The organism is Pseudarthrobacter sp. rb (assembly GCF_056389225.1).
In genome coordinates this window covers 98253-106731 of sequence record NZ_JBWJAR010000014.1, presented here as the reverse complement: position 1 = coordinate 106731, position 8479 = coordinate 98253, and the positions used below count along the sequence as shown (strand labels likewise).

At 66.3% G+C, this 8479-nt stretch carries 10 protein-coding genes and 3 tRNA genes; 10 read left to right on the top strand and 3 right to left on the bottom strand.

Annotation, left to right across the window (positions count from 1 at the left end; all coding sequences use genetic code 11):
* Positions 1–119: 119 nt before the first annotated feature.
* Positions 120–548, bottom strand: coding sequence for a metallopeptidase family protein (locus ACWRN3_RS17340; RefSeq protein ID WP_255174272.1), 429 nt, complete (start codon positions 546–548; stop codon positions 120–122).
* Between the two features lie 9 nt (positions 549–557).
* A complete protein-coding gene (locus ACWRN3_RS17335) occupies positions 558–1529 on the bottom strand; it encodes a DMT family transporter (protein WP_476741400.1) in 972 nt (323 codons plus the stop codon).
* 70 nt (positions 1530–1599) lie between these two features.
* On the opposite strand from ACWRN3_RS17335, the gene ACWRN3_RS17330 reads away from it, so the two are divergent.
* Positions 1600–2292, top strand: a complete 693-nt coding sequence (locus ACWRN3_RS17330) for a DsbA family protein (RefSeq protein WP_476741399.1) — start codon at positions 1600–1602, stop codon at positions 2290–2292.
* A gap of 40 nt (positions 2293–2332) precedes the next feature.
* On the opposite strand, the gene ACWRN3_RS17325 is transcribed toward ACWRN3_RS17330, so the two are convergent.
* Positions 2333–3349, bottom strand: coding sequence for a PHP domain-containing protein (locus ACWRN3_RS17325; protein WP_476741398.1), 1017 nt, complete (start codon positions 3347–3349; stop codon positions 2333–2335).
* A gap of 164 nt (positions 3350–3513) precedes the next feature.
* Here ACWRN3_RS17325 and ACWRN3_RS17320 point away from each other — a divergent pair.
* From ACWRN3_RS17320 to ACWRN3_RS17280, 9 genes are all read left to right on the top strand, one after another.
* Positions 3514–3586: transfer RNA gene (locus ACWRN3_RS17320), tRNA-Glu, on the top strand.
* A gap of 91 nt (positions 3587–3677) precedes the next feature.
* Positions 3678–3751: transfer RNA gene (locus ACWRN3_RS17315), tRNA-Asp, on the top strand.
* Positions 3752–3799: 48 nt separating this feature from the next.
* Positions 3800–3875, top strand: a tRNA-Phe gene (locus ACWRN3_RS17310).
* A gap of 551 nt (positions 3876–4426) precedes the next feature.
* The gene (locus ACWRN3_RS17305) at positions 4427–6019 is read left to right on the top strand and encodes a glycoside hydrolase family 68 protein (RefSeq protein WP_476741397.1); all 1593 of its coding nucleotides are present in this window, start codon (positions 4427–4429) and stop codon (positions 6017–6019) included.
* A 198-nt stretch (positions 6020–6217) separates the two neighbouring features.
* Complete coding sequence (locus ACWRN3_RS17300) at positions 6218–6667, top strand: Asp23/Gls24 family envelope stress response protein (protein ID WP_255174277.1); 450 nt, start codon at positions 6218–6220, stop codon at positions 6665–6667.
* Complete coding sequence (locus ACWRN3_RS17295; protein WP_159633655.1) at positions 6664–6855, top strand: hypothetical protein; 192 nt, start codon at positions 6664–6666, stop codon at positions 6853–6855. The genes ACWRN3_RS17300 and ACWRN3_RS17295 overlap by 4 nt, the downstream gene beginning before the upstream one ends.
* The gene (locus ACWRN3_RS17290; RefSeq protein WP_476741396.1) at positions 6852–7232 is read left to right on the top strand and encodes a hypothetical protein; all 381 of its coding nucleotides are present in this window, start codon (positions 6852–6854) and stop codon (positions 7230–7232) included. The genes ACWRN3_RS17295 and ACWRN3_RS17290 overlap by 4 nt, the downstream gene beginning before the upstream one ends.
* On the top strand, positions 7229–7867 hold the full coding sequence (locus ACWRN3_RS17285) for a hypothetical protein (protein ID WP_476741395.1): 639 nt from the start codon (positions 7229–7231) through the stop codon (positions 7865–7867). The genes ACWRN3_RS17290 and ACWRN3_RS17285 overlap by 4 nt, the downstream gene beginning before the upstream one ends.
* The gene (locus ACWRN3_RS17280) at positions 7864–8475 is read left to right on the top strand and encodes a hypothetical protein (RefSeq protein ID WP_476741394.1); all 612 of its coding nucleotides are present in this window, start codon (positions 7864–7866) and stop codon (positions 8473–8475) included. Before ACWRN3_RS17285 ends, ACWRN3_RS17280 begins: the two co-directional genes overlap by 4 nt.
* The last annotated feature ends 4 nt before the right edge of the window (positions 8476–8479 follow it).

Sequence of the window (8479 nt, the reverse complement as noted above, 5' to 3'; positions counted from 1 at the left end):
CCGGCGTCCACCGCGGCAGACACCTCCATGATCTGCCCAAAACCTCATCCCCGGCCAGAGCCCGGGGCGAGGCAGCCGCAAACTTTCTCCGAACACGGCGCGCCAGCGACGCTAGACCGCTAGCCCCAGCCCAGCTCGTGCAGCCGGTCATCGGAAATGCCGAAATGGTGCGCGATTTCGTGGACCACCGTGACGGCCACTTCGTGGATCACGTCCTCCCGGGAGGCGCAGATCTCCAGGATGGGCTCGCGGAAGATGGTGATCCGGTCGGGAAGGGAACCGGCGTCCCACCACGAATCGCGTTCGGTCAGCGGGACGCCTTCGTACAGCCCCAGCAGGACGGTGTCCGGATCTTCCCCCGGACCGGGCACGTAGTCGTCGTCGATGAAGACTGCCACGTTGTCCATGGCACGGGCCAGCCGGTCCGGGATACTGGCCAGGGCATCCTCGACGGCCACCTCGAATTCGTCAGCAGACATGGTGAATGGGGACGATTCGTGCGGGCCGTCGGGAACGATGGGCAGTCCCGGCGGGAGGCTGGCTGGCATACCCCGACTCTAGTGCCCGGGCCGCTGCCCGGGTGCCCGCGTCCTGCGCCGGGTCAGCCCTACGCCCACCAGGCACACCAGCCCGCCCACCAGTCCCCAGGCGGTGGGGATCTCACCGAGCAGCAGCCAGGAGATGAGGACCGTGGTCCCGGGCACCATGTAGGTGGTGGCGGCCAGCTTCCCGGCGTCCACCAGGGACAGTGCGTAGGCCCAGGTGGTAAAGGCAATGGCCGTGGGGAAAACGCCCAGGTACACCAGCGCCCAGGTGGCCTGCGGGGGAGCGGCCTGCACTTCGGACGCCAACTGCCCGGCGAACGGCAGGCAGCACAGTGCTCCCACCATGATGCCGAACCAGGTGGCCTGTGCCGCGGGGAACTTCCGCACCACTGGCTTCTGGATGATGACGCTGACTGCGGCGAGCACTGCCGCAAGGAGGCAAAGCGCCACGCCTGCCAGGTCCGTCGTCGAACTTTCCCCGGTGCTGCGCGCCTGTCCGGAACCCAGGGCGATCAGTGCAACACCGGCGAACGCCACCGTGCTGCCGATGAGCAGCCAGCGGGGAAAGCCCTCTTTGAGGAAAATGCCGGCCATGATGGCCACCAGGATCGGGTTGACGTTGATCAGCAGGGCGCTGGTACCGGCATCAAGGATGTGTTCGGCGGCGTTCAGGGCAACGTTGTAGCCGCCGAACCACATCACGCCATAGGCGAGGATGGGCAGCCATTCGCGCCCCCTGGGCAACACCCGGCTCCTGAGCAGCTGCGGCACCACCAGGAAGGCCAGCACGACGGCGGCGACCGCCAGCCTGCCGAGCGTCAGGGAGCCGGGGGAGAAGTGCGGCCCAATGGCGCGGATGCCGACGAACGCGGAGGCCCACAGCACCACCGTGACCACCATGGCCGCCACGCCAAGGGCCTTTACGGGCGTGGGTGCTGCAGCGGGGGAAGGCAGGGGCCGGCGGGCGCGGCTGGTGGAAGGCATGAGTCAAATGTACGGCTGCTGCAGGCACCGAACTGGCGGAAATCGGCCATGTGGGTGGCCGCGGGCTAGGATGCGGACCATGGCCTCTCCTTCGGTTCCCGCCCGTGACACCCCGCGCCTTGTCAGGAAAATCATCTGGATTGCGCTGGCTGCCATCGTCCTGGGCGGCGTTGCCTGGTACGCCATCTTTACCGCAACGAAGCCCCAGCAGGTGGCGTCTCCGGCCGCCGGTGCTGAACAACTCGTTCGTGCCGACAGCCACCGCCTCACTGCGCCTGCCGAGGAGAAGGCCCAGCTGGTGGAATTCCTGGACTTCGAGTGCCCGTCCTGCGCCGCCGTCCATCCTTTCGTGGAGGAGCTCAAGGCGGAGTTCGGGGACAGGATCACCTTCGTCAACAGGTACTTCCCGCTGTCCGCCCACCCCAATTCCGGCCAGGCCGCCCTGGCGGCGGAAGCAGCGGCGCAGCAGGGCCAGTACCAGCAGATGGCCGCCAAGCTGTTCGAAAACCAGTCCCAGTGGGCCGGCAGCCAGCAGTCGCAGGCACCCCTGTTCCGCACCTACGCCGGGCAGTTGGGGCTGGACCTGGCGCAGTTCGATGCCGTCGTGGCCGACCAGAAGACCGAGGACCGCATCCTGGCCGACATCGCGGACGGCAACGCCCTTGGGGTCAACGGCACGCCCACCTTCTTCCTCAACGGCGAGAAGCTCACGCTGTCCACCAAGGCGGACTTCCGCCAGAAGCTGGCAGACGCCCTCAAGTAGCGGCGCTCAGTCCCGCTGACGCGGCCGGGACAACACCGCCCTACTTTGTGCCGGCCCACGCAAGCAGCTTGTCCACCGGCCAGGTGGTGATGATCCGCTCGGGCGGCACGTTATTTCGGGCTGCCCGCTCGGCGCCGTACTGCAGGAAGTCCAGTTGTCCCGGTGCGTGGGCGTCACTGTCGATCGAGAACAGGCACCCAGCCTCCAATGCCAGCTGGATCAGGGCGTCGGGCGGGTCCTGCCGCTCCGGGCGGGAATTGATCTCCACGGCAACGTTGTGTTCCGCGCACGCTGCGAAGACTTCCTTGGCGTCGAATTCCGACGGCGGCCGCGTCCCGCGCGAACCTTCAACGAGCCGTCCCGTGCAATGGCCAAGGACGTTGGTTTGCGGAGACCGGATGCCCCCGAGCATCCGGGTGGTCATGGTTTTCCGATCCGCACGGAGCTTCGAGTGGACGCTGGCCACCACGATGTCCAGGCGGTCCAGCAGCTCCGGTTCCTGGTCCAGGCTGCCGGATTCCAGGATGTCCACCTCGATGCCCGTCAGCAGCCGGGTGGTCCCGCCGTTGCTGTTGATGCCCGCCACCACGTCCAGCTGCTCCCGCAGGCGCCCGGCGGACAGCCCGTTGGCGATGGTGAGGTTGGGGGAGTGGTCGGTCAGGGCCAGGTATTCTCGGCCCAGCACCTCAGCGGCCGCCACCATCAGCTCAATGGGGGAGCCGCCGTCGGACCATTCGCTGTGGCTGTGCAGGTCGCCACGGAGCGCCGCTTGGAGCTCCGTCCCGCCTGATGCCAGCGGCTGGGCACCCTTCTCCCTGAGGTCTGCCAGGTAGTCAGGGACCTGTCCGTCCACGGCCTGCCGGATCACGGCGTAGGTCCGGTCGCCGATTCCCTTCATGGATTTGAGCCGGCCGCTCCGGGCGCGTTCGGCTACTTCCGCGGGGCCGAGGGGCCTAATGGCGGCGGCTGCCTTCCGGAAGGCCTGGACCTTGAACGTGGCCGCGCGTCCGCGCTCCAGCCAGAAAGCGATCTCATTGAGCGCGTCGACGGCATCCATCCGTCCATCTTCACCTGCGCAGCTGCCAAACGGCGGGGTTTTTCGCCAATTTTGGAATATTCCCGGTTAGCCCCTATAGTTTTAGAGTCCAGTTCGGAGAAACACAGAGGACAAAGACGGAAAGCCCCGCTTGACGCCTTTTATTTTGTTCCGAACGGGTTCTGGCCCCCATCGTCTAGCGGCCTAGGACACCGCCCTTTCACGGCGGCGGCACGGGTTCGAATCCCGTTGGGGGTACGCAAGGAACTGGTCAAGCAGGCTAAAAAAGTCTGGTAGGCTGGAAGCCTTGAAAAAAGCGGTAGAGATACTGCAAAAGCAAGAAACGCAAGGCCCTGTAGCGCAGTTGGTTAGCGCGCCGCCCTGTCACGGCGGAGGTCGCGGGTTCAAGTCCCGTCAGGGTCGCTCTGATTGTTGGAAGAAATTCCGGCTGTCATGGTGACTAGTCACCTAGGCTCTGTAGCTCAGTTGGTAGAGCGTTCGACTGAAAATCGAAAGGTCACCGGATCGACGCCGGTCGGAGCCACCACTGGGAAGCATCAGTTCTTCGGAACTGGTGCTTTTCTTCATTTAAGGCCCTGCATCGAATTGCGTGCACGTGGCCCCGCACCCAGTCCCTATACCCGAAGCGGCACTGAAGCGGCCGCCAGGTCCCTGGCGCCTGGCGCTGCCCCACGACGGCCGCCCGGCTGCAGGGGGCGCGGACGTGGTGCACGCAACAACGCATCCCGCGCTGAAAAAATTTTCGGGGGCCTGACGAAACATTTGACCCCTGCTGACGGGATGTGGCACGCGCGCGCGATGACTTGCGTAAGCGCTTGCACTCTACTGGGCAGTAACCAGTTCCGGCTACCGAAACAGGGTTTGAAGTGCTCCCTCCACCCCGTCTACGGTTGAGCGCGGCCGAAGGACAGCACGCTTTCCATCGGCCAGGCAGGCCCTACCCAGGCCTGGAACCCCCACAACACAACGGCGTCCCGGATGACGCCAGAGGTGTTGCCGGGGCCGCGGTTGGTTTCGGGGTCATGGGCACTCGCCCGCCTTCCACGAATAGTTACAACTCCGCGAGAAGAGCAAGACATGCACAAGCACCCCCAACACCGGCTGCTGCGGTGGCGCACCGGCGCCGCGGCGCTGGCGGCAACCCTGGCTGCCTCGGCCTTCCTGGCCGTCCCCGCGGCACAGGCCAACGAGCCTTCCGACCCGCCTGCCGTCCAGCAGATGCCGGCCCCCGCCCCGGGCTTCCCCCTGCCCACGCAACACACGCAGCAGGCCTTCGACCCGGCGTCGGACTTCACCTCCAAGTGGACCCGCGCAGACGCACGCCAGATCATGGCGCAGAGCGACTCCACGGTCTCCCCGGGCGCCAACTCCATGAGCCCGGACGTCACCATGCCGGAAATCCCGCAGGACTTCCCCGCCATGAACGACGACGTCTGGGTTTGGGACACCTGGTCCCTGACGGACGAAAACGCCAACCAGATCAGCTACAAGGGCTGGGACGTCATCTTCTCCCTGGTCGCTGACCGGCACGCCGGATACGGCTTCGACCAGCGCCACTGGAACGCCCGGATCGGCTACTTCTTCCGGAAGACCAACGCGGACCCGGCCAAGGACAAGTGGAACTACGGTGGACACCTGTTCCTGGACAACACCTCCATCGGCAACACCGAATGGTCCGGTTCCACGCGCCTGATGCAGGGCAACCACGTGAACGTCTTCTACACGGCCACTACCTTCTACGATGTGGCTGAGCGGAACGCCGGCGGCGGTGGAATCGCCCCGGACGCTGTGATTGCCAAGGCGCTGGGAAACATCCATGCCGACCAGAACGGCGTCACGTTCGACGGGTTCCAGCACACCAAGCTGCTGGAACCGGACGGAAAGATGTACCAGACCAAGGCGCAGAACGCCGGATTCGCATTCCGCGACCCCTACACGTTCGTGGACCCGGCCCACCCCGGGAAGACGTACATGGTGTTCGAAGGCAACACAGCAGCAAAGCGCGGCGACTACCAGTGCAAGGCCGAGGACCTGGGCTACCGGCCCGGTGACCCCCATGCGGAGAGCGTTACCGACGTCCAGAACAGCGGCGCCTACTTCCAGACAGCCAACGTGGGGCTGGCAGTGGCGGACAACAAGGACCTGACCAAGTGGTCCTTCCTTCCGCCCATCCTTTCCGGCAACTGCGTGAACGACCAGACCGAGCGTCCGCAGATCTTCATCCAGAATGAAAACGGCAAGAACAAGTACTACCTGTTCACCATCAGCCACCAGTTCACCTACGCTGCGGGCATGCGCGGTCCCGACGGCGTGTACGGCTTCGTGGGCGACGGCATCCGCTCGGACTACCAGCCGATGAACAACAGCGGCCTGGCCTTGGGTTCGCCCACGGACCTGAACCTTCCGTCCGAGTCCCCGGAAGCACCCACCCCGAACCAGAACGGCCGGCAGTTCCAGGCATATTCGCACTATGTGCAGCCCGGCGGCCTGGTGCAGTCCTTCATCGACAACGTCAACGGCGTCCGTGGCGGCTCCCTGTCACCGACGGTGAAGATCAACTTCCGCAACGGTGTGTCCCAGGTGGACAGGAACTTTGGCCGGAACGGCCTGGGCCCGTTCGGCTACCTGCCCACCAATGTAAGGGTTGGCGGCGAAGGCCTCTACAAGTAGGTCCTCACGCACCAGCGGCTGGTCGCCGCACGTGAACCAGGCGGGGAGCCCCCACGGGCTTCCCGCCTGGTTCCTTTTAACCCGGCACGGAAATCCCCGGCACGGAACGCCTTCTGCGGTGCGGCCCGCGCGGGGGTTTTCCAGCACATGTGCCGCAGCCTGGTTATAGGGTGGAACCAACAGAAGGGGGAGTGCCTGATGGAATACCAGAACCCGCACCCCGTGGTGCCAAGCCGTCCTGCCGCCAGTCCGGCTCCTGGTCCGGGACGGACCGTAATTTCCGAGACCGCCGTGGCAAAAGTCGCGGGGATCGCCGCGCGGTCGGTCCCCGGCGTCTACTCCCTGGGTTCGGGCCCGTCCCGTGCCCTGGGCGCCATCCGTGACGCAGTCGGAAGTTCCGATCATGCCGCCGGCGTCCACGCGGAAGTGGGCGAAACACAGGTAGCCGTGGATATCACCCTGGTGGCCAGCTACGGAACGCCCCTGCATGCACTGGCCAATGACGTCCGGGCCGCCGTTTACCGCGCGGTCGAAGAACTCGTGGGGCTGCAGGTCATCGAGGTGAACGTCGAAATCACGGATGTCTACGTGCCGCCGCCCGTCAAGACAACCGCGCCGGTTGCTCCCGAACGGGAGGCGCTGCTGTGAACCTCACCGTAGCAGGCACGGCCATGGGCGCGTTCGTGGCATTCATGTCCCTGCAGTTCGGCCTGTGGGGCTTTCTCGTTTCCCTTCTTTTCATGGCCATCGGGGCGCTCCTGGGCCGTGCCGCCGAAGGAAAGCTGGACCTGCGCGGCATATTCGACGCCATCACCGGCCGGCGCTCCTCCTCATGAGCTCGCCCGCGCCCGTTGTGCGTGGGCAGGCGCTCAGCGGCCATAACCGGATCAGCACCCAGGCGCTGACCAGCCTTGCCAAGGCAGCTGCGGCGCAGGCGCTGGGGGTCGACGCCCAGGACGTGCGCGCGGACTGGACGGACGACGACGGCCTGCTGGCCTTGTCCCTCGTCACCCCCATCAGCATCCCGCCTTTGCAGTCCGTGGTGCTGGACCCTGCCAGGGTCGAGATCGCGGGCGGATCCATCTGGGACCGCACGGTGAAGGCCAAGGAAAGCATCCTGGCAAGGGTCTCGGAACTGAGCGGCTCGCAGTTGAGCCGGGTGGACATCCGCGTCAGCGGGGCAAAGATCAGCACAGGAGGGCGGGTACGGTGAGCAGCAGCGTGGAAAGCCGCCGGGCCAACAGCGGATCCCGGAGAAACAACGGCCCGGACATGCACAGGGTGGTTTACCGCGAAACCCATTCCTCCAGGGCCGTGGTGTCGGTCGTGGGCGCCGTCCTGGTCCTGGTGCTGGCCGGCTACGGCGTCCTCGAGTCCGGAGTGCATGCCGTGGGGCAGCCGGCCTGGTTGATCGAGCCGCAGGTGGCTGCCCAGCGCATCGTCGACCTGCCTGCCGGAATCCCCCCGCTGCTGCTGGCGGCGATCGGTGCTGTGCTGGCGATGCTGGGACTGGTTTTCCTGCTCAACGGAATCCTTCCCGGGAAACGTGCCCGCCATCTCCTGGCCGGCGCCCCGGGCGAGGGACTTCCGGCCGTGGTGGTGGATGACGAGGTCGTCGCATCCTCGATCGCCCGGCGCGCGCGGCTGGCGGCCAATGTCACCCCCGACCAGGTCATGGTGGTCGTCTCCCAGCGCCAGGTGCTGGTGAACGTCCGGCCTACCTCCGGTGTGCCCGTGGACCCGGACCGTGTCCTGGAGGCCGTGCGGGACGAGCTGGAGCAGATGCTGCTGGAGCCGGCGCCGGTTCCGCGCATCAATGTGACCCCATCCGGGGTGATCGGAGCATGAACAGCACCCCGGCACTGCTCAACCGCATCCTGCTCACCGTGCTGGGCCTGATCCTGCTGGGCACCGGACTCCTCCTGGTGCTGCTGGCAACCGTGCCCCCGGTGGGCTCCTGGTGGCATTCCTGGTCCGCCGGAGCCTGGGACGGTGTCAGCCGGCTGTTCGACTCCACCCGGTTCCCGGGCCGGCCGGAGAGCTGGCTCTGGATCGTCGTGGCGCTGGCGCTCCTGGCACTGATGGGGCTCATGGTTGCCTGGATCGCCCAGCAAGGCAAGGGCCGGTCAAACCTGCTGGCCGTGGAATACGATCCCGGAGAGACTCCCGGCGACGTCCGGATCGGCGGCGGGGTGGCCGAGCAGGCCCTCCGGCAGGCCCTTGAAGGACGGCCGGACCTGGCAGGCGCCACCGTCACCACCTACGACGTGAAAGGTTCCCCGGCGCTGAAGGTCCGGCTCCTGCCACGCCAAGGGGTGGCCCCGCACCTCCTCGCAGCCGAGGTCTCCGGGCTCCTGGATGCCCTGGAGTCTGTTGTGGGCAAGGAGATTCCCGTCCTCATCCACATCGGGGCCGGGGCGCGGACACGCTTCAGCCGGGCAGAGCGCGTCCGCTGAACTG

What these genes read in the sequence shown, in the direction of transcription:
- ACWRN3_RS17330 (WP_476741399.1), top strand. Translation starts at nt 1,600, where the DNA reads ATGCGGACCATGGCCTCTCCTTCGGTTCCCGCCCGTGACACCCCGCGC.
- ACWRN3_RS17280 (WP_476741394.1), top strand. Translation starts at nt 7,864, where the DNA reads ATGAACAGCACCCCGGCACTGCTCAACCGCATCCTGCTCACCGTGCTG.
- ACWRN3_RS17325 (WP_476741398.1), bottom strand. Translation starts at nt 3,349, where the DNA reads ATGGATGCCGTCGACGCGCTCAATGAGATCGCTTTCTGGCTGGAGCGC.
- ACWRN3_RS17290 (WP_476741396.1), top strand. Translation starts at nt 6,852, where the DNA reads ATGAGCTCGCCCGCGCCCGTTGTGCGTGGGCAGGCGCTCAGCGGCCAT.
- ACWRN3_RS17305 (WP_476741397.1), top strand. Translation starts at nt 4,427, where the DNA reads ATGCACAAGCACCCCCAACACCGGCTGCTGCGGTGGCGCACCGGCGCC.
- ACWRN3_RS17300 (WP_255174277.1), top strand. Translation starts at nt 6,218, where the DNA reads ATGGAATACCAGAACCCGCACCCCGTGGTGCCAAGCCGTCCTGCCGCC.
- ACWRN3_RS17340 (WP_255174272.1), bottom strand. Translation starts at nt 548, where the DNA reads ATGCCAGCCAGCCTCCCGCCGGGACTGCCCATCGTTCCCGACGGCCCG.
- ACWRN3_RS17335 (WP_476741400.1), bottom strand. Translation starts at nt 1,529, where the DNA reads ATGCCTTCCACCAGCCGCGCCCGCCGGCCCCTGCCTTCCCCCGCTGCA.